The 22,007-nt window shown below is 52.1% G+C and carries 22 protein-coding genes; 5 read left to right on the top strand and 17 right to left on the bottom strand.

The window, feature by feature from the left end; all coding sequences use genetic code 11:
* Positions 1-44: 44 nt before the first annotated feature.
* The 5 genes from AACH41_RS03745 to AACH41_RS03725 form a co-directional block, all read right to left on the bottom strand.
* Positions 45-1,064: a MoxR family ATPase gene (locus AACH41_RS03745; RefSeq protein ID WP_338656824.1), complete on the bottom strand. Its 1,020-nt coding sequence runs from the start codon at positions 1,062-1,064 to the stop codon at positions 45-47.
* Positions 1,065-1,193: 129 nt separating this feature from the next.
* On the bottom strand, positions 1,194-1,469 hold the full coding sequence (locus AACH41_RS03740) for a methanol dehydrogenase [cytochrome c] subunit (protein ID WP_194747393.1): 276 nt from the start codon (positions 1,467-1,469) through the stop codon (positions 1,194-1,196).
* A gap of 84 nt (positions 1,470-1,553) precedes the next feature.
* The gene (gene moxG, locus AACH41_RS03735; protein WP_338656822.1) at positions 1,554-2,168 is read right to left on the bottom strand and encodes a cytochrome c(L), periplasmic; all 615 of its coding nucleotides are present in this window, start codon (positions 2,166-2,168) and stop codon (positions 1,554-1,556) included.
* A 37-nt stretch (positions 2,169-2,205) separates the two neighbouring features.
* Positions 2,206-3,048 (bottom strand): methanol oxidation system protein MoxJ, encoded by an 843-nt coding sequence (moxJ, locus tag AACH41_RS03730; protein WP_275357162.1) that lies wholly within the window; start codon positions 3,046-3,048, stop codon positions 2,206-2,208.
* A 98-nt stretch (positions 3,049-3,146) separates the two neighbouring features.
* Positions 3,147-4,943: a methanol/ethanol family PQQ-dependent dehydrogenase gene (locus tag AACH41_RS03725; RefSeq protein ID WP_194747397.1), complete on the bottom strand. Its 1,797-nt coding sequence runs from the start codon at positions 4,941-4,943 to the stop codon at positions 3,147-3,149.
* Positions 4,944-5,235: 292 nt separating this feature from the next.
* Here AACH41_RS03725 and AACH41_RS03720 point away from each other — a divergent pair, with 292 nt between their 5' ends.
* Genes AACH41_RS03720 through AACH41_RS03700 form a run of 5 tightly spaced genes read left to right on the top strand, consistent with a single transcriptional unit; the run spans position 5,236 to position 9,763 of the window.
* Entirely contained in the window at positions 5,236-6,624 is a 1,389-nt protein-coding gene (locus AACH41_RS03720; RefSeq protein ID WP_228518681.1) for a sensor histidine kinase, read from the top strand.
* Complete coding sequence (locus tag AACH41_RS03715) at positions 6,611-6,964, top strand: hypothetical protein (RefSeq protein WP_275357165.1); 354 nt, start codon at positions 6,611-6,613, stop codon at positions 6,962-6,964. Before AACH41_RS03720 ends, AACH41_RS03715 begins: the two co-directional genes overlap by 14 nt.
* A gap of 15 nt (positions 6,965-6,979) precedes the next feature.
* A complete protein-coding gene (locus AACH41_RS03710) occupies positions 6,980-7,612 on the top strand; it encodes a response regulator transcription factor (protein ID WP_194747401.1) in 633 nt (210 codons plus the stop codon).
* A gap of 14 nt (positions 7,613-7,626) precedes the next feature.
* Positions 7,627-8,373: an ABC transporter permease subunit gene (locus AACH41_RS03705; protein WP_194747403.1), complete on the top strand. Its 747-nt coding sequence runs from the start codon at positions 7,627-7,629 to the stop codon at positions 8,371-8,373.
* Complete coding sequence (locus tag AACH41_RS03700) at positions 8,366-9,763, top strand: DUF4350 domain-containing protein (RefSeq protein ID WP_338656813.1); 1,398 nt, start codon at positions 8,366-8,368, stop codon at positions 9,761-9,763. Before AACH41_RS03705 ends, AACH41_RS03700 begins: the two co-directional genes overlap by 8 nt.
* Positions 9,764-9,910: 147 nt before the next feature.
* Here AACH41_RS03700 and AACH41_RS03695 read toward each other — a convergent pair whose 3' ends face one another.
* The 12 genes from AACH41_RS03695 to AACH41_RS03640 all read right to left on the bottom strand — a co-directional run bounded on the left by AACH41_RS03695 (position 9,911) and on the right by AACH41_RS03640 (position 21,977).
* The gene (locus AACH41_RS03695; protein WP_338656811.1) at positions 9,911-10,528 is read right to left on the bottom strand and encodes a hypothetical protein; all 618 of its coding nucleotides are present in this window, start codon (positions 10,526-10,528) and stop codon (positions 9,911-9,913) included.
* A 129-nt stretch (positions 10,529-10,657) separates the two neighbouring features.
* The gene (locus tag AACH41_RS03690) at positions 10,658-11,617 is read right to left on the bottom strand and encodes an EpsD family peptidyl-prolyl cis-trans isomerase (protein ID WP_338656810.1); all 960 of its coding nucleotides are present in this window, start codon (positions 11,615-11,617) and stop codon (positions 10,658-10,660) included.
* Positions 11,618-11,736: 119 nt separating this feature from the next.
* Positions 11,737-12,423, bottom strand: a complete 687-nt coding sequence (locus tag AACH41_RS03685) for a CAAX prenyl protease-related protein (protein WP_338656808.1) — start codon at positions 12,421-12,423, stop codon at positions 11,737-11,739.
* Positions 12,424-12,472: 49 nt separating this feature from the next.
* The gene (locus tag AACH41_RS03680; protein ID WP_338656806.1) at positions 12,473-13,147 is read right to left on the bottom strand and encodes a hypothetical protein; all 675 of its coding nucleotides are present in this window, start codon (positions 13,145-13,147) and stop codon (positions 12,473-12,475) included.
* 9 nt (positions 13,148-13,156) lie between these two features.
* On the bottom strand, positions 13,157-14,779 hold the full coding sequence (locus tag AACH41_RS03675; protein ID WP_275357177.1) for a putative porin: 1,623 nt from the start codon (positions 14,777-14,779) through the stop codon (positions 13,157-13,159).
* 93 nt (positions 14,780-14,872) lie between these two features.
* Positions 14,873-15,577 carry a TonB C-terminal domain-containing protein gene (locus tag AACH41_RS03670; protein ID WP_338656804.1) on the bottom strand — a complete coding sequence of 235 codons (705 nt, stop codon included), beginning with the start codon at positions 15,575-15,577 and terminating at the stop codon, positions 14,873-14,875.
* 9 nt (positions 15,578-15,586) lie between these two features.
* Positions 15,587-15,991 carry a biopolymer transporter ExbD gene (locus AACH41_RS03665; protein ID WP_194747416.1) on the bottom strand — a complete coding sequence of 135 codons (405 nt, stop codon included), beginning with the start codon at positions 15,989-15,991 and terminating at the stop codon, positions 15,587-15,589.
* Positions 15,992-15,994: 3 nt separating this feature from the next.
* Complete coding sequence (locus AACH41_RS03660) at positions 15,995-16,405, bottom strand: biopolymer transporter ExbD (RefSeq protein WP_018986307.1); 411 nt, start codon at positions 16,403-16,405, stop codon at positions 15,995-15,997.
* A 10-nt stretch (positions 16,406-16,415) separates the two neighbouring features.
* Positions 16,416-18,092 (bottom strand): DUF2341 domain-containing protein, encoded by a 1,677-nt coding sequence (locus tag AACH41_RS03655; RefSeq protein ID WP_338656803.1) that lies wholly within the window; start codon positions 18,090-18,092, stop codon positions 16,416-16,418.
* 155 nt (positions 18,093-18,247) lie between these two features.
* Positions 18,248-18,757 carry a PEP-CTERM sorting domain-containing protein gene (locus AACH41_RS03650; protein ID WP_338656802.1) on the bottom strand — a complete coding sequence of 170 codons (510 nt, stop codon included), beginning with the start codon at positions 18,755-18,757 and terminating at the stop codon, positions 18,248-18,250.
* An 85-nt stretch (positions 18,758-18,842) separates the two neighbouring features.
* A complete protein-coding gene (locus AACH41_RS03645; RefSeq protein WP_338656800.1) occupies positions 18,843-21,140 on the bottom strand; it encodes a 5'-nucleotidase C-terminal domain-containing protein in 2,298 nt (765 codons plus the stop codon).
* Between the two features lie 69 nt (positions 21,141-21,209).
* Complete coding sequence (locus AACH41_RS03640; protein WP_313983254.1) at positions 21,210-21,977, bottom strand: PEP-CTERM sorting domain-containing protein; 768 nt, start codon at positions 21,975-21,977, stop codon at positions 21,210-21,212.
* Positions 21,978-22,007: the final 30 nt, after the last annotated feature.

Genomic DNA, 22,007 nt, shown 5'->3' with positions numbered 1-22,007 from the left:
ACACACACATCGGTCTGCATCATGACTTGAACCTGCAGCACCGCTTAGGGCGCAGAGACTTTATCCAGCACGGCTTGCAGCAATTGCGGGGCAATCCGCTCATGCTGCAAGGCATAGGCGCCGCTCAAAAACACGCGGTGCGTCACCACATACGGCCATACGGCACGTATATCATCCGGGGTGAGATAATCGCGGCCTTCGAGCCAGGCACGCGTACGCGCACTGCGCATCAACATGGCCATGCCTCTTGGGCTGGCACCACCGGCCAGCAAGCGGCTCATATCCACCTCGGGCAGGCTGATGCCTGCGGCCAGCGGATCCTTGAGCACGCGCCATAGTTCGACCGCATACTCCTGCAAGGCCAACTCTGCACGCACGGTGCTTTGCACCTGCGCAGCCAGCGCATTCAGTTGATCGTAGGGGGTGAGGCCTGACGGCAACTGGCCGACCAGTGCATCGACATCATAAAAGCGGGTATCAAACATCAGTGCCCGTTGCAGCTCACGTGCATCCGGCGCCTTCACCGAAATTTCCATCAGGAAACGGTCACGTGCCGCCGCAGGGATCTCAAACGTCTCTTCACGCTCCAGCCGGTTACGGTCAGCAAACACAGTCAGGTGTGGAAAATGATATTCGCGGTTAAAGGCATTGACCGAGCGCTCAGCCATCAGGCGCAGAAACAAGGCGTGGGCCTGTGGTCTGGCACGGTTGATTTCGTTAAAGAAGAACACCGAGAGCGCATCTTCATGTTGCAACAGTGGCCCCGGCTTGACCGCAGCCTGCCCCTGCTCGTTGATATAGGCATGGTACAAAAAGTCACTCGGCATGAGGTCAATCGCACCTTCAATGCGCTGATAGCCGCCACCCAGCAATTGCGCAGCCGCGCGTAACAGCGTGGTTTTACCCACGCCAACGTCGCCTTCCAGCAGCACGTGGCCACGTGAAAAAATCGCAATCGTGAGCGCCCTGACTTGCTCAGGCATGCCAACAACCACACTGTTTAATGCTTGCTCGAACGCCAGCGCACCTTCACGCCATGCGGCCAAATCCATTTGTTTTTCCATACACCATCCATGATTCAGAATGAAACAGGCCACTATCGACTGCGCACAATCGACACCGGTATGTCACATGCAAACGGGGGACGAAACTGACACCGGAAACGATGTCAGTTTCCTGGGGGGAATTTAAGATTACTTCACGTCAAATACGAAGTTGCCGCTGGATTTGGCGTTTGCAATGCGTTTTGCATTACGTGCATCCATGGCTTTGATGGCTTCCTCTTGTTTGTTGAGTTCCACCGGATCATGTTTTGGGTCGTATTTGGAACCCGCAATTTTTTCCGGATAGCCGGGTTTGGCTTCCCAGCAGTTACCTGGCTCTTTACAATTTTGACCATCGTAAGCCAGAGCCTGATTGGACACTGCCAACACACCAGCCACGGCCAGTAATGTCATTACGTGTTTCATCACATTTCTCCTTAATCACAAATTAGCTGGTGTATTTTTTTCAATTATCAGAGGGCCCACCAGCCTAACCCTCTGGTAAGTCGTTTAACCGTGAGGCGTTGCCGCACCACCGTTTTTAAGGTTCTCTTCCTCCTGGTGACGAATCCAGGCAATAATATGAATAATCTCATCCACTTGCAGGCGGCCCTGTTGTGGCCCCATCATGCCGTTCGCCCCACCATAAATGGTTTCAAAGATGCCCTTGTCGGTTTGATTTTTAGGATAAGTCCAGTATTCATCTGCCAGCGCCGGACCTAACTTGCCCTCAGCCAGGTGACCATGGCAACCAGAACAGGCGGTTGAGAAAATCGTATAGCCTTTTTTGATCGCTTCAGGATCGGATCGGTAGGGGTTTTCACCGGTGGCTAAAAAATGCTTGGCTTCAGGGGTAAAGGTCTCACCGTCCATCGGTGCGATCTCCAGCACATCCCCCGAAATCGTGCCACGAAACTCCAATGGCGGACCATCTTTCAACGCGACATGCACGGCAGTGGCTGGTGTTGCAGGCGCCTCTGCTTTAGTCGCTGAAGGACTCGCAGCAGATTCATCTTTGGCGCAGGCCACCGTCAGAAAAGCAGCCATGACCAAACCCGTCAGACCCAAAGCCATGGTCAGCGGTTGACGCAGGCGGCGTAAATGCGGTTGTTGAGATTCTTTCAATTCAAACTCCAAAACTTGATTAACAAAATACAGTGACTTAATGCAGACTCAACAGAGGAATGCCTTCATCCTTGAGGATGGCAGTAATCTCTGCGCCATGCGCATCAATGACACGATTCAAAGCATCCACCAGCTCGGGGTGCTGCTTGTTGACACCCATGACCACGTTGTAGTGCATGGGGATTTTTTCACCGTTGGTTTTTTTGGCGGTATCTTCGACGATCACCATATTCAACGGCACTTCGGAAGCACGCACATAACGCGCAGCTTCTGGCGCCCACAACATCGCCATATGCAAGTGCATATTGGCCACATCATTCACCAGCCGTGACGGCTCGACGTGGATGTAACGGTTGCGGGTGGACTGAAAATTCTGGATTTCAGTAAAGTAGTCAAACATGTCGTCAAAACGGTTGATTTGCAGCAACATATTCTTACCGGGGCTATCCGGCATGACACCGATACGGAAATTTTTCTCTTTGAGGTAGGGATGATCCCAGGAGGTCACATCAATTTCACGGTCTTTGCGTGTGATAAACACGTAAGCTGAACGGTAGTAAGGTTTGGTCGTCAGCACACGCGGATCATTCGGATCGGTGCCAATCAACACATCACATTTACCTGCTTCCATGTCTTTTTGCAGGGTGAGTGGATTGGTCCACCAGAAATAGTTAATTGGCAGATTCATGGCCTTGCCAATCACATTTGCAATTTTGTTTTCAAAGCCCTCTTGCTTGTCATTTGAAAAAGGCAGCTCGGACTTACCAGCACAGACATTGAGCGCATTTGCAGCCACGGCAGGCAACGCCAACAGACTGAATGCCAACGTGAGGCAGGCGCTAACCCAGCCAGCACGGACTCTTTTTACATCAGGAAACATATTTGCTCTCTTCACTCTAGGGCTGAGAACAGGGTGACCAGCCCGTCTTGCGACAAACGGCCACCCTGCACACTACATCAACAGGTTCAGGACTTGAATTACAGGCTGAACACCATCAGGCCACCGCCCATTTGTGTGTGGTTTTGCAGTTCTTTGAACGCACCAACCGCACCCAAACCAGCACTTGGGTCTGTCAGGTCAAACACCAGACCAACGCCTGGCCAGCCACCGACACCGTACATGCTGCCGACGTATTGTTTACCCTTGAAGGAGTAAGTCATTGGAGATCCGATACCACCAGATGGCATCTTGAAGTTCCACAGCTCTTTACCGTCTTTGTTATCCAACGCTTTCAGGTAACCATCCAGTGTTGCGTACCAAACCAGGCCGCCTTTGGTGTACAAAGTACCGCCCCAAGCTGCAAATTTCTCCCACTTGGTCCATTTGGCTTTACCAGTAGTCAAGTCAAATGCACGGATCTGACCCATTTCTTTCTTGGTTGGGCCATTCGGGCCAGGGTACATCGCCAGAGTTGCACCGACGAAGAACTGACCGGCACGGTATGGCAGCATGAACGGCTCCCAGTCCATACAAATGTGGTTCAGGCCTGCGTACAAGGTACGGCTTTCTGGGTCGTAAGAGTCAACCCCCTGGTTGTGGAAGCCCATCGCAGATGGACAAATGTTGGTGCCTTTGTGGTCCATACGGGTTGCAAACTCTGGATCACGCACGGGTGTGCCTGATTTCAGGTCCACTTTCTTGAACACGTTCACGGCTGGGTCGACTTTTTCAGCCACGATCAGCTTGCCGTTTTCACGGTTCAGCGTGTACAAGATACCGTTACGGTCAATGTGGCTGAGCAGCGGTGTCATCTTGCCGTCAACCGGTTGGTCAGTCAGCACCATCTGGTTCACACCAGCAAAGTCCCACTCGTCATGAGGTGTCTTTTGGTAACCCCATTTCGCCATCCCGGTGTCGAGGTCACGACCCCAGATAGTCATGGTCCACTTGTTATCGCCAGGACGCATGGTTTCGTTCCATGGTGCTGGGTTGCCGGAACCGTAGTAGAACAGGTTCAACTTAGGATCGTAAGCATACCAACCCCAGTTAGTACCGCCACCGATTTTCCAGGCATCGCCTTCCCAGGTTTTGAGGCCCAGGCCAAATTGACCGTAGTGTGGGTTTTCTTTGTTGAAGTCTTTTGCCAAACGGATGGACTCGTCAGAACCGGTTGCGAACGCACGCCATTTCAGTTCACCTGTTTTCAGGTCCAGTGCGTTAACCGCACCACGCACACCCAGCTCAGCGCCAGAACAACCGATCAAGACCGTGTCTTTGGCGACAAACGGTGCCTGTGTCAATGTCTGACCGACTTTCGGATCACACATTTCCACTTCCCAGTTCACCTTACCGGTTTTGGCATCCAACGCCAGTACATGGCCATTGGCTTGTTTCTTCACGATTTGACCCGCGCCGTAAGCCAGACCACGGTCTACCACGTCACAGCACATCACTGCTTTGGTAGAAGCATCTTGCTTAGGTTTGTGTTGCCAAACAATTTTGCCTGGATCGTTCAGATTCAAAGCATAAGTGTTGTTTGGGAAAGCGGAGTGGATATACATCATGTCGCCGATGACCAATGGCGCACCTTCGTGACCATTGAGCACACCGGTAGAGAATGACCAGGCTGCTTTCACATTTTTAACGTTGGATTTGTTAATTTGTGCCAGCGGGCTGTTGTGCTGGCTATAATAGCCACCGGTTGCAACAGGCCAAGCCCCTGGGGTGTTCAATGCCTTGTCCAGGTCAGCATCCGCAAATGCCAGACCAGAAACGCTGGCAAACAAGCCTCCAACCAAAGCGCCAACAATGGCACGTGTTGAATTGTTTTTCATACGATCTCCTAATCTCTCAAGAATGAGTTTGATGTGTTGTTGCAGTCACCCCCCCGAATGCTGCACTTCACGACCGAAATTGTTAATAATTTGTAACATTGGCAATAGATGAAACATTCCCTATCATCTATTCAAGAATTCATCATCGCATCACACCCCACAACGGGAATCTTTCACTACAGCCAGCTTAGGGATGTGGTCTATAGTGGCGCACATTCACTTGGCGCAAATTGACCGCCAACACCGTCAATAGCAGATGTGCTCTGCGCTGACTGAGTGGATCTTTCAAGTCATGCATTCATATCATTGGTCTATGCCATTCTTTAGGGTATTTCATCAGCTCGGCCATCTCAGTCGGGCCAGTCGTGACACGCTTATCGTGATCGCAGGCGTGGCCGTCACTTTTGTGCTGTCATCCGCATTCGACCTGGCAGAACGTGTGAACGCCTGGCTACTCACCTATGAATATGCGCAACTAGACGAAGTCCCACTGACCCTGTTTGTCTTGGTGTTGCTCAGTGTGTGGTTCAGCCAGCGCCGCTGGCGTGAGATTCATGCCGAAATCCAGCGCCGCAAACAGACCGAGGCGCGTCTGAGTAGCAGCCAGCAGCTCTATAAAACCCTGTTTGATGGAGATTTGACCGGGAATGTAGTGCTGGACCTGGAAGGCAACATCGGCATGCACAACCGCGCCTTTGAGCGTATTTGCCGCCCACTGAGCCACAACCGCAATACACGTGAGTTGTTCAGCTTTGACTGGCTGCCATTTATTGTGCAATTGCAACAGCAGCAGGAAATCAACTTCAACAAGCTGCAAATCCGCCGCCCAGATGGCCTGCCGTGTTATGTGAGTGCCCGCTTTGTTTACATGGCTCCCAGCGACAACCAGGCCGCACAAATCCATGGGTATCTAGTAGATATGACCGAGCAATGCCTAGTCGAGCAGGACCTGGAACGTACCCTGAAAGAAAACCGTGTGCTGGCGCGCCATGCCATGCAGGTGCAGGAACATGAGCGGAAATATATTGCCAGTGAGATTCATGACGAAACCGGGCAATACCTGACGGCGATCCGTATGGATGCACTCACCCTGCAAAAAAGCACGCCGGAGCAGGCGCATGTGATTGCGGTCAGAATCGCCTCCAATACGCAACACGTCCAGCAATCCATCCGCGCCCTGATCAAGCATCTGCGCCCACCCGCACTGGATTCACTGGGCCTGGTTGGTGCCATCGAGCGACTGGTGAGCGACTGGAAAAAACTCAATCCGCGCGTGGATTGCCATTTGATGCTGGATACCGGCGAGCATGCCTTAAACGAAGATATCAATATCGTGGCGTTTCGCGTGACGCAAGAGGCGCTGACCAATATTGCACGTCACGCCCAGGCCACCGAAGTCTGGATCGATTTGCAGGTGATCCAGCGTCAGGACAAATGGTGGTTGCAGATTGAAGTACGTGACAATGGCAAAGGCATGGATACTTCACTGGCCACCGAAGGCGTCGGCCTGGTCGGCATGCGCGAACGCATCGAATCCCTGCATGGCAGCTTCAAGCTCATGAGTGGCTTGCAAGCCGGCACCTTGATTACTGGCCTATTGCCCTTGCAGGCACACCCGCAGGCTTTGCCTGCCTCTTCCTTACCCACCAACCCGGGAGTCAATGACTATGCAACATCCTAAATGGCCAGGCCTGATCGTACTGCTGTTCCCTTTTTCGCTCGCAGCCAAAGACCTCAACACGCTAGAGCAACCCTTCTTGCAGGCTTATAGCGGAAAATCCCGCCAATTTGTCGAAGAGCAACTGGGCAAACCGGTGAAAAAGGAAGTGGCCGTTAAACCCCATAACGCTGACCAGATCCTGCAGGAAAAAGGTCAAGCGACGGCAGGCGAAGGTGACAGCGTTGAAATGTGGTATTACCAGGGCAAGATTCAATATGCGCCGAATAAATATTTCAATACCGCCGAACTCACATTTGCCAATGACAAATGTGTGAACATCACCTTTGCTAACAAGAAGTAAGGAGTCGTACGCGTCATGGCCAAAGTAATGATCGCAGATGACCACGCCATGCTCAGACAAGGCTTGCGGACCATGCTGGAGCAGGCCAACCACCAGGTCACGCAAGATGCATTGAGTGGCGAAGAAGCCTGCCTGCTGGTGGAAAAAAACCACCCGGACTTGCTGATCCTCGATCTGGACATGCCTGGCATAGGGGGGCTGGAAACGCTCAAACGCATTTTGCACCGCAAGCCGCAGATGCGCGTGTTGATTTTTAGCATGCATGACGACTGCATCTATGCCACGCGCGCGATTCAAGCAGGTGCACGCGGCTATGTGACCAAAACTGAGCCGCCAGAAGTAGTGCTGGAGGCGGTGCAGAAAATCCTCAAGGGCGGCCGCTATATCAATAACGAACTGGCACAGAGTTTGTCCATGTATCACCTGGAAAGCCAGGAAAACCCGATCCAGAAACTCTCGCCACGCGAGTTTGAGGTGTTCAGACGCATTGCCCAAGGGGAGGCGCTGGCAGCGATTGCCAAGGCCATGCATATTGGCTATAAAACCGTCGCCAACATCCAGACCAGTGTGCGGCAAAAGCTGGGCGTCGAAACCACTGGCCAGCTGGTGCATATTGCCGTGCGTTTTGGCATTATCAAGGGCTTGTAAGCGCAGGGTTGCCCATGATACTGATTATTGCCCGTAAAGAATTACGCAGCCTGTTTGCCACCCCCATGGGCTGGCTGGTGCTGGCCATCTTTCAGGCCATTGTTGGCACTTATTACAGCCTGAGTTTTAACCAGTATTTCGAGATCATGCAAAGCGCGCATTGGCAGGTGCAGCGTATCGGCCTCACCCAGTTTATGGCGGAAGGTGTGTTTGGTGTGGCAGCCGTGCTGATGCTGTTTGTGGTGCCGCTGGTAAGCATGAAGCTGATCAGTGAGGAGCGCAAAAACCAGACCATGGCCTTGCTCATGAGTGCACCACTCAGCATGACTGAACTGATCCTGGGCAAGCTGCTTGGCATCCTCAGCTATTTGAGTCTGTTAATTCTCAGCATGGTGCTGATGATCGCGCTGCTGCTGCCCTGGGCAGAAATTGACCTGCCCTATCTGCTCACGCATGCGTTTGGCTTATGGTTATTGATGCTAGCCAGCAGTGCGCTCGGGCTCTATATTTCTTGCCTGACCGCCAACCCTATCCTGGCAGCATTCTGCAGCCTGACCGCGCTGACTTTTTGGCTGTTGCTGGACAAGTTTTTCAGCGACGACCACCAGGCCCTGTTTCATGATTTTTCACTGATGCAACATTACCGCCAGTTTGCATTGGGCATTCTCAATAGCTACGACATCCTGTTTTTTGTCTTGTTTGCCGGCTTTTTTGTGCTGCTGGCGATCCGGCGTTTACATGCGGACCGACTGTATGGCTAATACAACCAAAGACACCTCCACCGTCCCTCCTTTCAACCAGCGTCTTGCCCACTGGTGGCAGCATCAACTGGTGGTGCCTGCGCTGCTGATTGTGGCACTGGGACTGGGCTGGCTGGCCTGGCAGTTTCATGCCACGGCAGACACCACACACAATCATCGCAACACCTTATCTGCCGCCAGCCAGCAGGTTCTCCATGACCTGCCGGGTCGCATAGAGATTATCGCCTTTTGCAGCAACAGCCCGTTCAAAGGCCGCTATTTCCGCAAGTCGATTGTGGCGCTGGTGCAGCGCTATCAGCAGCAACACCGCGGCATACACCTGCAATTTATTGATCCGGCCACCGCGCCTACGCTGGCCAGAGAGTGGCAGATTAAAAAAGAAGGCGAAATGCTGATCCGCTATGCCGGCCAGCAGCAGCGCCTGTATTTGCCTTATACCGAAGAAGCCTTTACCAATGCCTTGCTAAGCCTGCAGCATGGCGAACGCGCCCCGCTGCAATTTCTCGCGGCCCATGCATTGCATGACACGCATGGCACTGGCTTGAGCCAATTGGCACAAGCCCTACAAAATGCAGGCGTTCCCGTCTTGACCGGAGACCTGCCAGCCACGCCAGCGAAAACCCGACCTAGCTTGGTCCTTGCCGGGAGCGACAAACCCTACTCGCCTGCACAAATCGCGGCGATTCGCCAACATGTGCAACAAGGCGGCAACCTGGTTTGGCTCACCGTCTCGCCACAGGCACAGGGCTTGCAAGCACTGGCAGAAGAGCTGCGCCTGACCATTAGCCCAGGCATAGTCATTGATCCAGTCAATCGCCAGTTTGATATTCCCCTGCATGATTTAAGTACCCAGCGCTATGGCGCCCGCGGACCGACGCAGGAATTTGGCTTGCGCACCTTCTTCAACCAGGCGCACGCGATAGAGCACCAGCGCATCCCGAATGACCCGTGGCAAAGCCTGCCTCTGGTGGCAGCAGCAGAACAAGGCTGGGCAAGCGCAAGCTATCAGCCCGCACATCCAGCGCCCTCCTCCATGACCTTTAATGCCACCAAAGATACGCCCGGCCCGGCCACACTGATGCTGGCGCTGGAAAAACCCCTAGCCTCGGGCAACAAACAACGCATTCTGGTCATCGCGAGCCCAGACTTTTTTTCTAACCAGCAAATCCAGCGCGGCGGCAACCTGGCACTCAGCCTGCAAAGCCTGCAATGGGTCGTGAATAACCAGCCTACCGTCAGCCTGCCCGTGACGCCGTTACGCGATACCGTGATTGCATTACCGACGCAACGTACCTGGCTTATGCTGCTGTTTAACGGTTTCCAGTTTGGGCTGCCATTGGTCTTGCTGCTCGCTGGCGGATGGGCCTGGCGCAGAAAACAGCGTGCTTGAGATAAGATAAGTGCATCCAGACGATGAGGGGACGCTTGATAACCGCAAGATCATCACTTAGATTGATGATTGAATCTATTTCATACGGCGGACTGAAGACGAGTCCGCCCTACACGGGCTAATCCTAACAGACCTGAAGTTGCCATCTTATTTATCCTTGTTAACTTTTAAAAAGCTATAAAACCGTGAGTACCAAATTGCAAGCAATCCTAATATGAAAAAACCTATTGAAAGAGGGTGAAAATTAATCAACCATAACTCTTGGTAATGCTTAAGGACTTCATTTTTTGAATAGCAGTCAACTGCATGACCATTAAGTTTCACTTCAGCGACCATATAATCTTTGGCAAATATACCACCAACATTCCTAGCAAAAAGAACTTGCACAGGGGCTTGCTCACTGATAAGCGCAAGACTTTCACGCGTTTCACAAAAGGACGCGTTGTTGACACCAAATTGAGCGTAGCTGTAAGAAAACCAGGGATATATGTACAGATCATGGTCAAAAACGGTTTTATTTTTATGAGGATTAGAGACTCTAATTACATATTTGCCACCTCTGACGTTTCTTTTTTCTATTACCCCTAAAATTGTGTAAGTGTCATGCATATCCAAGTTTATTTTTGGCATATACCAAAACGTTGTCCAAATAAGCGTTAGCACCAGCTTTAGAAGAGTTTTCTTGTTCACATCAATAGCCCTCGTAGGGCGGACTCGTCTACAGTCCGCCATATGTTTTGGCTTCAACAACCTATCAATTTGCATAACGCAAACGCCCTTCCATGCCAATTAAACACCGGAATCTACATCCTCACATAGCGTATAAAAAAGCCCCGCAATATGCAGGGCTTTTGTTGATTTGGCAGGTCTGCCGTTCCGTTGGCAGGTTGATGCTTACAAGCCGGACAAACCTTTTTCAATCGCCTGATTATGTGTGGCTTCTGTTGGCGATGTTGGTGCAACCGCTGCAGGTTCTGGTTTGGCTGCTGGGACTGCAGGCGCAGTGGTGTCAGCGTTCAGGGTCATTTTAGAGAAGTCGCCATAAAACTCGACCTTGGCCTCTTTGCGCAAACTCGCAACCTCATTCTTGATCAGTGTTTGCTGCCCAGAGTTGACCAGGAACTGCTGGATCACTGGTTTAGCATTGTCAAAATTGACCGGTTGGCGATCGACTTTAGCCAGATACAGCAAAACTAACGCCTGTGGGCTCTTGACTACAAGCGTATCGCCCGCTTTCAACGCGTTAAGCTGCTTGAGCAACTCGAGTGGCAACTGTTCGGCGGCTTTGCGGCTGGCATTCACGTTAAAGACGTATTTATTGTCTTGCAGCCATTTAGCAATATCTTCTGGCGTTTTAGCGGCATTAATGCCTGCTTCAATCTCGCTGACGTGTTGTGTGCCATCTTTCACGGCAAATTCCTGGATCACATACACATTACGCTCACTGAATAATTCTGGATGCGTATCATAAAACTTCTGGATTTCATCGGCTGAAGGGGTGGCCTGCTTTGCCGCCACTTTTTGCATATAGGCTTGCGCCAGCACTTGCTGCTTGGTGGCCTCAAGCACTTGTAACACATTCGGGTCACGGTCCAGCTTTTCATCTACAGACTTTTGCTTGAGCAATTCCATGTCTACCATTTGCTGCAACACTTTTTCAGACGCGGCTTTCACTTGCGACTGGTCCAGCTTGCCCAGTTTGGACAAGGCAAAATTCAGCTGGTGAACGGTAATTTCACTGCCATTCACTTTGGCAACCACCTGGGAGCCGCCTTTGCTGGCTTCATCATGTTTGCTGCAACCAGCCATTACCAGCATCAGTGCTGGTACGATCAATGCGATTTTTTTCATCATCACCCTTTAATATTCGCTATTTTTAACTTCTGTTGCGATCACTCGCAACCTGATAACGGTTTTTAATCCGCCGTCTTGAGCAAGACGCGCTGTTCAAGACAAACGCTTACACACTCGGTTCACCAATATTGCCAATGGTCACCAAACACTACCCACGCCCCTAAGAGCGCATTGGTGGTGACATGCGCAATGATTGCGACCCAGAGCACCTGGAAATGACGGTATAACCAGGCATATACCAATCCTGCCAACAGCCCTGCAAACCAGAGTTGATGCTCCACAGCGAATAATACGCTACTTAGCAGGATTGCATAAGTCGTGACTGCGGCAGGTGACACAGTCAGAAAATCGTTCGCATCCAGCCTGCGCATCAGATACGAACGCCAGAACAATTCTTCAATGACAGGCACCACTAATGCAGAACCCGCCCAACGGCACGCTAACCAGAACAGATCCTCCCCTGTCTGCATAGGCATCGCCACGATGGCTTGTGTCTCGCTCCCGCCCAACCAGACTGGGTAAGGCGCAACCCACAGAACAAACACCAGCACCCCCGCCAGTAAGGCAAGCCCTATCTGCGCGCGCGCAGGCTTGTCGGTCAACTCGCGATAATCGGCTTTAAAGTAGAACAGGCACGCCAAGGCCAGCAAGCAGCGACACAAATACGCCGCTTGCCCCGCCACCCCCAGCGCAGTGAAGAGATCCACTAACCAAGGCTGCAGGGCCAACAGCAAAATAAAGCCGATAAACGGAAAGATGCGCGCACATTCTGCGCGCGTGAACCAGTGATCAATTAAATGCATCATGCAGGCAAGCCTATCATCAAACCAGCTACCTGCCTATGCTGGAAGCCACTTAAGGCGTTGCAATTTTGTCGACCTTGTTTTCCAGTAACTGACTGTGTTTCTCTTGAAGGATATTCTCGAGTTCAACCCGCTTTAATTGAAAAAACGGCTCTGAACGCAGCACTTTTTGATAAAAACTGGCATTGTCATACAAATCCACCAACTCATGCCCATACGCATACAAACGGCTGTTTTTTTCTTCGCAGCTGGTCAGCTTCTGGTGGCTGTCACTCACTTTGGAAAGCAGTTGTTTGCGTTGCTGCTCGTTGCTCTCTTGCGTCGCATGTGCAAGCTTGAGTTGTTGTTCGGCCGCCTCAAGTTGCTGGTTTTTTTCGGCGAGCTGTGTTTGCAACTGTTTGAGTTGCGCAGATAACGCGTCTTTTTCCTGCAAGAGCTTCTGATTGTCAGACTGCAATTGCTGGTTGCGTTTGAGCTGTCCCTGCAATTTGGCCGAATGCGAGCGCTGTGCAGACTGTGCCTGATCCAGGGCTTGCGACAAGCCCTGTTTCTCTTGCTCAAACTGCGATTGCAGGGCAGATTTTTCAGCCTCCATATCCTGCTTCATTTTTTGCATGAGGATGGCGGCACGTTTGGCCGATTTGTCCTGCTTTTCTGCAGCAGCCGTTGGCTCTACACAGAGTCCAATCAAGCTCAGGCTCAGCAGGAGTGACGAGATGAGTTTCATACAGTCCCTTTAAAACCGGCCATTAAAGTCAAGAAAGAAGGTGTCCACAGAGAATGGCAAACCAGAAATTTCATCGGCACTGACGTATCTGGAAGATAACCAGGCATTTTTGCCCAGACCATACTGTCCACCCACAAAAAAGCCCTTGGCATCGGTGCCACCTAAGCGGAAGTTGGAGTCTGTGAACCCATCAATCATGGCGTCACGCTCCAGACGACGATAGCCACCAAACACTTGCCAGTCATGCAGCTTTTTAATCAAAGGATTACCCACCATGAGTGAGAGTTCATAGCCCTCATTTTCTTTTTTATACAAGTTACCGGTGCGACGCAAAATCTCTTGCTGATCAAAACCGATGTTTTGTACATAAGCCCCGTGCAAGATCACGTGAACGGGATCGAACGTGGCTAAATCAATCTCACCGGTAAAGTTGATCAACTGAAATTTGGAAGCCAGTCCACAAGGCCCTGTGTCTCCACAAAGATTGCTATTTAGACCATCGATACTGAAGGTACTATTTCCTTTTTGGCGCCATAACGGGGCTGTACCCGCATACTTGAGACTGTCATTGACCGGATTACGCTCGCCCTCTATATTTTCAAAATCATAGTAGGCCACCCCCAGCTTAACCTTGGTGTCATTGCTGGCTGTCCACTCGATGCCCCCCTGCGCAGCATAAAGCCATTTGTCTCTGGCTTTGTTCGTATCAGAAGACTCGATCTCTTCGATCGGGAAAGCGCCAACCGTCGAGAATACCCGCCAGTGATTGTTAATCGCCGGGTTAGCTCTTGCCACAAAACCATCAAAGGCCAGATCAGGGTCCCAGAGCAAGTCAGTATTGAATGTCGGGTTACCGGTAAAGAATGGGTTGGCAAAACGGCCACCAGTCAATGTTAGCCAATCATAGGGCTTGCCTTCAAGAAAAGCGCGATCCAGGCCAAATACAAACTTGCCTTGTGAAAACCCTTCCGTCTGGTTAGGCGTGACTGGTGTTTGCAGCATACCGGTGGTAAAGCGGATGCCGCCGTTCAACCATTCATTGATCTTTAAATTAGCGCCGAATAAAGCCCGGATACGCTGGCGATCACGGTCTTCAGTGGTATTGTTCACACTGCTCATGTTCTGGACTTCATTGGTTCGCAAAAACACAGGGGGCGTGTTGAACTCATTGAACATATCTTCCTGGTAGCGCAAACGCAGAGCACCCGTCCACTCAACGCGATCAATCCACTCTGGAATCCCTAACCGCTCGCCTGCCTTGTAATTGAGTTTTTTCATCACCTCTTGCTCAATCTCAGCACGCATTTCGTTTTTGACATGCTCAGGCACATATTGCACGCGGATCGCTTTCGATTGCGTCGCCGCAGCTGGCGCATCTGGTGCTGCAGATTCGGCAACACTGGCCGCTTCTTCTTGTGCTTTTTGTTTGGCAGCTTGCGCCTGCTTGAGCAAAGCATCTGCCTTTTCTTTAGACAGTACACCCTCTTGTACCAGCAACTCGATCAAATTCATGGTGGTGGCTCGCACCTCTTCCAGTGATTCACGCTCACCGGCGAGTACACCCTGGGCTTGTGTGCTAAACAGGCCGGCCACCAGCCATGGAATCATCCAGTTCTTTGCTTTTATCTTCATATCTTTCCCTAGTTACTTTCGCTCTTTAGCAAGAGGCTCTTTACTGCGAGGCTTGCGATCAATAGTGATTAACGCTGTTGTGTGTTCCGTACTTCATGACATGTTTTTCGAGGCCATTCTGACGATGACCTTTCTTGGCATATCCTCTGGCGCAGACTCTTTCAACGGCGGAATCCGGCTCAATACTTTGCGGATCAAGGCATCGGTTTCAGCATCGCCACTGGAGTCAATCAATTCCGCATGATCAATGTCGCCCTGGGCATTTAAAAACACCCTGACATCGACCTGATACTTCACTTTGCTCAGTCCACTTTCTGCATCCAGCGCTTTCTTGATTTGCGCATCTACCTTGTTGGTAAACCAGGCAAACGCAGCCATATTCTTTTTGCCGCCAATCTTGGGACCAGTGGTGACGTCGCCCCCCTTGTACTCATTATTCACGGCACCGGACTGGAAGGGACTTGGGCCATCTCCCGCAGCACCTTCCATCTTGAGGTTCTCGGCAGGCGGTGCTTCAACCGGTTTGGGCTCAGGCTCTTTAGGCGCCTCTTTCGGCTGCTCTTTTGGTGTTTCCTTGGGCGGCTCTTTAGGCGGAGGCGGTGGCGGTGGCGGCGGTGTGTCGGGCAGCAATTTCACAGTAGTGATTTGCTTTTTCTGCGTCGGCCCACCCGAAAACAGTTTTTTGATGCCATACGCGATGCCAGCCAAGACGGCCAGCACCAATACAGCAATCAGGATGCGGGTCGCCCACAGCCGTGCGGGGTGTACCGGCGTGTCAGTGGAAAGGTTATCTTCCATCGCCATACCCTAAGTCCCGATTTTGCCGGTCACCAGGCCGACATTTTCAATTTGCAAGCGGTTAACGAGGTCAATGACGCCGATCACTCCGGCATACGGGGCTTGTGGCTGCCCCTTGATCATGACGTTGAACTTGGGATCCATGGCCTTGGCCTGGTTGAGTTGTGTCTCCAGTTCAGCCATGGTCACGCCAACCCCATTGATGGTGAGCGTGCCGCCCTGTTGTACCTGCACGATTTTGATGTCGTGTTTTTCAGTGCTGGGCTTGTTAGACGGCTTGGGCAGATTCATGGTCAAGCCTTGTACGCCCGCCGTGGTCATCAGGATAAAAATCACCAGCAGCACATAGGCCAAATCCAGCATGGGCGTGATGTTGATGGTGTCGTATGGTTGAGCGTCGTTTTGTACCTGCATGGCTTACTCCACCACTTTCTTGGTCACCAGGCCGACTTCGGTAATGTCCAGCCGTTTACAGATTTCCAGCACTTCAGAGACCTTTTCATAATGCGCGGCGGCATCCCCCTTAAGCACCACCGGCAGCTCGGGATTGCTGCTTTTATATTGCGCCAGCCGCTGCTCCAGCTGTGCCATATCCACCGGGAACGCATCAAGGTAGACACTGCCATCACTGGTAACGGTAATCGCGCGCATTTGCGGTTTGGCCAAGGCAGCAGAGTTCACCGTGTGCGGCATGTCGACTTTGACGCCTTGCACGGACGCGGTAGTCATGATGATAAAAATCACCAGCAGCACATACGCCAGATCCAGCATGGGCGTAATGTTGATCTCGTCGTAGAGCTGGTTCTCTTCTTTGACGCCTTCTGACATCGCTTATGCCTTATTCCTTACCGTACAGTTCAGCGGTACGGGTAATGAACTCATCGACAAAAATCTGCATGGCGATGGTGATGTTTTTGACGCGGCTGGCCAGATAGTTATAGCCAAACAGGGCAGGAATCGCCACGCCCAGGCCAGCCACCGTGGCCAGCAAGGCGGCTGCAATCCCCGGCGCAATCGCGTTCACGTTAACGTCACCGGCAGCGGCAATGGCAGCAAAGGTGATCATAACACCCACCACAGTCCCCAACAGGCCCAGGAAAGGTCCACCGGAAATCGCAATGGTCAGCAACACCATCATGCTGTTCATGCGCTGGGTTTCACGTACCAGATCGGCATCCACAGCGGCCTTGATCGCATCAATTGAGGCGCCGCCCAAAGCCACTTTGCCATCCACTTCACGTTTTTTTATTTCACGTAAGCCAGCTTTGTACAAGCCAAACAGATTGGAGTGGGTGTAGCTACCGGTTTTGTCCAGTGCCAGCAAGTCAGCAGCATTAGACTGTTGAAAGCGCTTGAGAAACAGGTCATTGTCTTTGTCAGTACGGCTCACCAGGCGTGCTTTGCTCACCATCACCCAGGCGCTGATGGCGAACATCACCGCCAGAATCGCGATCACCACTTTGGCGTCCACGGTCAAGCTGTTGATCAGAATGCCCATGTAGTTGGCTTCGCCGCCTTCTGCTTCTTCCTCCCCGCCCGCGGCAGCCACTTTCACCATGCTGGCATCCGCGCCTTGTGATTGGGCAACCAAGGTCAGCCAGGCGGCACTGCGGGCAGTGTTCGCCAACTGCAACTCATCGACTTCAGCATTCAGGTTTTCGCCCAGCGTGAATGTCGCAGCCGCTTGCGCATCGGTCACTGCTACTTGACCAGCGACTTGGCCATTCAGGTAAACCAAAACCTGGCCCGCCTGAAACACCAACGCCACATGCTGCCATTGACCGGCCTTTAATTCGCCTGCTTTGGTGGCTGCACCACCGGCCTGCAATGCCAAGGTACTGCCATCCAGCTGCAGGCTGATATTGCCGCTTTTGAACAATACGGCGGTTTGCGGCAAGCTGGCAGGCTTAAGCCAGACCGACCAGGTGCTGCCATTGGCCAACACTGGCACAGCTGGCAAAGTCAATGCCAAAGGGCTGTTATTCAGTAAGGCGCTTTCTGCAATCAACCCGGCTTTTTGTACAGTCGCGTTGCCGCTGGCCGTCAACTGGCTCGGGCCGCTATCCTTGAGCAAGGCATTTTCAGAGAAGGCAAACCGTGCCAGCAAGGCCGGATCATTCAGTGCCTGCGCATCGCTGGCGGCTGTGGCAGACTCATTGCCTGCTGCCAGATTGATAAACAACTCCTTGTTGGCCGAAGATACTTGCGGCAACACCACCCAGGCCACCGCCAATTCGTTGACGGCATCATATTTTTCCAGGGTAAACTTGAGTTCGGTTTTGTCATCTGCCGCAATAAAACGTAGATCAGCCCCATCCACATTGGCGCCGGTAAAATCAAAATTACCGGAATGCAGACGCACCAGCATCGGCGCCTGGTTGACTGCCTCTTTGATATTGGTAGTGTCTATGCTGATTTTTTGCTGGGTAGCCCAGTCTTTGTTCCATGCAGCCTCGCCGGAAACAGAGAGTGTGAGCCCTAAAATTGCAACCAATAAACCAAGTGTGTTCTTCATAGTTTTGCTGACAAGTGAATTTGAGCAGCAAGTCTAAAGAGTGAATGTTGCAGTCACATTAAGACAGGACTAGTCGGACTAGTTTTTTCTGACACATAGGCAGAGCGCAAAAAAGCCCGGCGAACCGGGCTTTTTTGCTACAAGTGCAAACAGGGTTATGACTGACGGCGGGTAGCGATCCAGCCAATCACGCCCAAGCCCAGCAGCATCAGGCCAGACTGGGTAGGCTCAGGCACTGCAGCTGCGTAAGTCAGGCTACCAGCACCGGACAAACCCAGTGTGGTGTCATAGGCAAAGTAAGCATCAGAGGCATCGTCACTGCCCGCGATAAAGCTAAAGCCAATCGCCGGGCTGTTCGAGTTAACAGACCACTCAATGCCAGTAAATACGCCATCTTGAAACACAGCCGTCGCACTGGATAAAGCCGGCGTGCCCAAGTCAAACAGGCTGCTGCCAAATTTGAAGTTCAAGCTGCTCAGGTTAATTAACTCAGTGCCGCTGGACAGCAGGCCAGCATCATCAAAGCTGAATAAGCCTTGGTAGCTGGTGCCATTGTAATAGCCGGAATCCACCAGGCCATTAAACTGCAGGGATTGAATAGCGGCTTGCGCAGGCATCACCACTGCCAGCAAGGCCACCAAAGTGAGTTTTTTGATCATATTCATTGCAATATTCCTCTAGAAAACTTTGAAATCGTAAAACTTTTAAATAGTAAAAGTATGCATTAGTAAAACTGTGAAAACTTGAGCGTTAAAGTGTGAAATCGCGAGCAGGCATCACTTGTTTCGCCGTCAGGCCTTTGAGCGTGAGCAGCGATCTGGCAGCGGCAGGACCGGCAGCACCGTCACTGTCTACCCAAAGCTGCACACCGCCTGTCACATCCACCAGGCGCAGATAGCCACCAGTCAATGCGGTATTGGCAGACACACCCAGTGAAGCCAGCAAGGCAGTTAACTGCACTTTGTCGGCATAAGGGGTAAAGTCAGTGATGGTGTCACCCGCTTCACGCAGACTGCTGTAGACAAACACGTCGTTACCGGCGCCACCTGTCAGCGTATCCACGCCGAGGCCACCATTGATCACATCATCCCCCGCAGTGCCTACCAGCACATCACGGCCAGCCGTGCCCGTGCGGGTCACACCAGCAGTCGAGTTGGCAATCGCCAGGTCAATCAAACGGCCGCCTTTGTCGTACTGGTTTTCCAGGCCATACAGGTTGGTGGTGATTTCATCGCCATCGGCATTGTTCAAGCGACCCAGACCGCCTTCAGCTTTAGGCGTCTGGATGTAATTAGCCAGGGCCTCTTGATAGGTAATCGTGAATGGGCTGTTTTCAAACACCACGCCATTGGCTGCAAACGGGTAACCATCGCCCCCAGCGGCCGTAAAGTCTATGGTGGTGAAGGAGAAGGTGCGGCTATTGTTGACAACCACGCCGTTATCAATCAGTACGGTGCCGTCATCCAGCACCACACGTTGAATGCGGCTACCTGTGCCTTGCGTGGTTCTGGCCGGGTTGCGGCTGTCGTAGATCACTTGCATGCCAGAAATCTGGGCATAGCGGCCATTGGCACGACCGGTCGGGCTGGTGTCGCCATAACCGTGCTCCAGCAAGTCTTTGAGCTGGGTCGCGTTCATGGCGGGTGCGCGTTTAACCAGATTGGTAAACGGCAGAATATTAAAAGTATCGCCGACGGACACGTTGCCAGCCGCAGCGATATTGGTACGGATGCCGCCACCGTTCTGAATCGCCACATCGGTTTTACCGGCAAAGCGCATCGCATCAGCCACCAGATCACCCAAGCCGGTTTCGGCATTACGTACCCCTGCCACAAAAGTGCATGGCAAGGCAGAACAGGACGTATGTGTTGGGCCGTTTAGTTTCACCGCAGTGGTGCCGATGATTTGTGCATTGAGCGCATTGATATAGTTTTGCACGGGTGTCACCACCTTGCTTTGCAAGGTCGCATCCCCAGTCACGCGGTCAGCATCGGCGGCCGCGCCAGACACGCGCATCATCTTGCTGGATTCCACTGCTGTAAAAGTCCCATTGGCATCATCAATCGTAAAATTGAGCTGGCCGACATAACGGTTACCAAAATGGCTGGTCATCACTGGCACATTGCGGCCATTGGCATCTACGGCATAGACCGGATCAGAATTATAAGTGGCACCGACACCGCCGTTGATCAGCAGGTCATCTGGATCCACCATGAGTTCATGACCACCGCCAGACAACACCAGATCCACCCCGGACAATGCAGGGACCACGACATCAATTTCGTTAGCGGCATTTTGCAGATGGCTCATCAAGATGATGGTGGTCGCACCTTGCTCGTTACGCAGACGATTGACTTCAGCCTGAATCAGGGGAATCAAGGCTTGCAGGTTTTGTGCCTCGGTGTGGTTGGCATCGTAGCCGATCACGCTGACTGCACCCGGTGAAGAAATGGTCGGCAACAGCGGAGTAGTCGCCCCGACCAGGCCAATTTTATGACCCGCTGCGGTGGTGATCACTTTGGAAGGTGCCACTTGACCACTGGCTTTTAAAGCACTGAATTCAGCGGTGGCGTTAAAGTCCAGGTTGCTAGAGAGATAGGTGCTGCCAGTTACTTTAGCAAAACGCGCAGCCATTTGTGGACCCAGATCAAACTCGTGGTTGCCAAACACCATGGCATCAAAGCCAATCTGGCGCAAGGCGATCGCGTCATAAAAATCCTGACCGCCATCGCTGTAGCTGGTAGAGAGGTTGTTCAGGCTGGCCGTGAAACGTGGGCCAGGCAAAAAGGCATCACCGGCATTGAGCTTGAGTACCGTACGGCCTTGGGCCACGGCTGCCGTTTCGGCATTTTTGATCACGGTCGCCAGACGGTCGACGCCACCATAAAATGAAATTGCCTGGGCACTGGTGTCACGCAGGTTGCCCTGGGCAGACAGCAACCAGCTCTCCTGATCCCCCACATGCAACAGGGTCACGCCCTCAGCCCATACAGTGCTGGCGCTCATGGCCAAAGCCACACACGCCGCTAATTGTTTCAGTTTAAACATGCTTTTCTCCACAAAGTGCCATGCACTTGCATGACACTCCTGACAAATGATTAATAGACGCTTTAGGGATTAACGGGATTGGCGACGACGTACCAGTGCCAACACACCCAGACCAGCCAGCAACATGCCTACGCTGTCAGCTTCAGGTACTGGCGTCACAGCAGCCACGGTAAACGCTGTGGTATTGGGCACCAATGCAGCAGAATCACTGTTGTTTACAGTGTCTACATTCCAGTTATTGACGTTAGCCACTTGCGCCTTGTAATCAGTAAAGTGATTCAGGCCACCACGTACACCGTTATACTCGGCGTAGTCAGGATTGCTGGAGGCACCGGCTTTAGCCGTCAATTCAATGGCGTTCACGCCTGCAGTCAAACCAGTGTTGTTCAGAGGGCCATGGGCATCAAACGTCCCGTTGGTAATGGCGCTCAAGAATGTGGTTGGTGCAGTCGCAGCAGTACCCAGGTAGGCATAAACAGTTTCGCCAGAATTCGAAATACCCCAGTTTGCACTACCGCTCACGCTGACACGAGACAGCACGCCAGTGGAAGCAGACAGGCTGGTTTTGTCGTAGGCAGAGAAACGTACCACTGTGCCTGCAGCAACCACGTCGCTGGAAACCCACTGGTTATAGCTTTCGCCACTGTTGAAAGCGCTGCCAGTCCATTCGTTATCGCTGAAGAAAATGGTGGTGTTGGCGGCGATATCGACAAAGGTCACAAATGACAAACCATCTTCATCGGCATTAAACGCAGTGAACATGATGTCACCGGCATTCAGGGCCGCATTGGCTTGGCTGGACAGCAACAAAGCTGCCATTAAACTGATTTTTTTCATCTTAAATATCCTCTCACTCGGTTTGTTAAA

Origin of the sequence: Methylophilus sp. DW102, assembly GCF_037076555.1 — a bacterium.
GTDB lineage: Bacteria > Pseudomonadota > Gammaproteobacteria > Burkholderiales > Methylophilaceae > Methylophilus > Methylophilus glucosoxydans.
Note: the sequence above shows the minus strand (reverse complement) of the source record. Positions and strands in the feature narration are given on the sequence as shown.

What these genes read in the sequence shown, in the direction of transcription:
- AACH41_RS03690 (WP_338656810.1), bottom strand. Translation starts at nt 11,617, where the DNA reads ATGATGAAAAAAATCGCATTGATCGTACCAGCACTGATGCTGGTAATG.
- AACH41_RS03680 (WP_338656806.1), bottom strand. Translation starts at nt 13,147, where the DNA reads ATGAAACTCATCTCGTCACTCCTGCTGAGCCTGAGCTTGATTGGACTC.
- AACH41_RS03725 (WP_194747397.1), bottom strand. Translation starts at nt 4,943, where the DNA reads ATGAAAAACAATTCAACACGTGCCATTGTTGGCGCTTTGGTTGGAGGC.
- AACH41_RS03660 (WP_018986307.1), bottom strand. Translation starts at nt 16,405, where the DNA reads ATGTCAGAAGGCGTCAAAGAAGAGAACCAGCTCTACGACGAGATCAAC.
- AACH41_RS03720 (WP_228518681.1), top strand. Translation starts at nt 5,236, where the DNA reads ATGCATTCATATCATTGGTCTATGCCATTCTTTAGGGTATTTCATCAG.
- AACH41_RS03745 (WP_338656824.1), bottom strand. Translation starts at nt 1,064, where the DNA reads ATGGAAAAACAAATGGATTTGGCCGCATGGCGTGAAGGTGCGCTGGCG.
- AACH41_RS03740 (WP_194747393.1), bottom strand. Translation starts at nt 1,469, where the DNA reads ATGAAACACGTAATGACATTACTGGCCGTGGCTGGTGTGTTGGCAGTG.
- AACH41_RS03715 (WP_275357165.1), top strand. Translation starts at nt 6,611, where the DNA reads ATGCAACATCCTAAATGGCCAGGCCTGATCGTACTGCTGTTCCCTTTT.
- AACH41_RS03710 (WP_194747401.1), top strand. Translation starts at nt 6,980, where the DNA reads ATGGCCAAAGTAATGATCGCAGATGACCACGCCATGCTCAGACAAGGC.
- moxJ (WP_275357162.1), bottom strand. Translation starts at nt 3,048, where the DNA reads ATGTTTCCTGATGTAAAAAGAGTCCGTGCTGGCTGGGTTAGCGCCTGC.
- AACH41_RS03700 (WP_338656813.1), top strand. Translation starts at nt 8,366, where the DNA reads ATGGCTAATACAACCAAAGACACCTCCACCGTCCCTCCTTTCAACCAG.
- AACH41_RS03705 (WP_194747403.1), top strand. Translation starts at nt 7,627, where the DNA reads ATGATACTGATTATTGCCCGTAAAGAATTACGCAGCCTGTTTGCCACC.
- AACH41_RS03670 (WP_338656804.1), bottom strand. Translation starts at nt 15,577, where the DNA reads ATGGAAGATAACCTTTCCACTGACACGCCGGTACACCCCGCACGGCTG.
- AACH41_RS03645 (WP_338656800.1), bottom strand. Translation starts at nt 21,140, where the DNA reads ATGTTTAAACTGAAACAATTAGCGGCGTGTGTGGCTTTGGCCATGAGC.
- AACH41_RS03685 (WP_338656808.1), bottom strand. Translation starts at nt 12,423, where the DNA reads ATGATGCATTTAATTGATCACTGGTTCACGCGCGCAGAATGTGCGCGC.
- AACH41_RS03640 (WP_313983254.1), bottom strand. Translation starts at nt 21,977, where the DNA reads ATGAAAAAAATCAGTTTAATGGCAGCTTTGTTGCTGTCCAGCCAAGCC.
- AACH41_RS03665 (WP_194747416.1), bottom strand. Translation starts at nt 15,991, where the DNA reads ATGCAGGTACAAAACGACGCTCAACCATACGACACCATCAACATCACG.
- AACH41_RS03695 (WP_338656811.1), bottom strand. Translation starts at nt 10,528, where the DNA reads ATGCAAATTGATAGGTTGTTGAAGCCAAAACATATGGCGGACTGTAGA.
- AACH41_RS03650 (WP_338656802.1), bottom strand. Translation starts at nt 18,757, where the DNA reads ATGAATATGATCAAAAAACTCACTTTGGTGGCCTTGCTGGCAGTGGTG.
- AACH41_RS03675 (WP_275357177.1), bottom strand. Translation starts at nt 14,779, where the DNA reads ATGAAGATAAAAGCAAAGAACTGGATGATTCCATGGCTGGTGGCCGGC.
- AACH41_RS03655 (WP_338656803.1), bottom strand. Translation starts at nt 18,092, where the DNA reads ATGAAGAACACACTTGGTTTATTGGTTGCAATTTTAGGGCTCACACTC.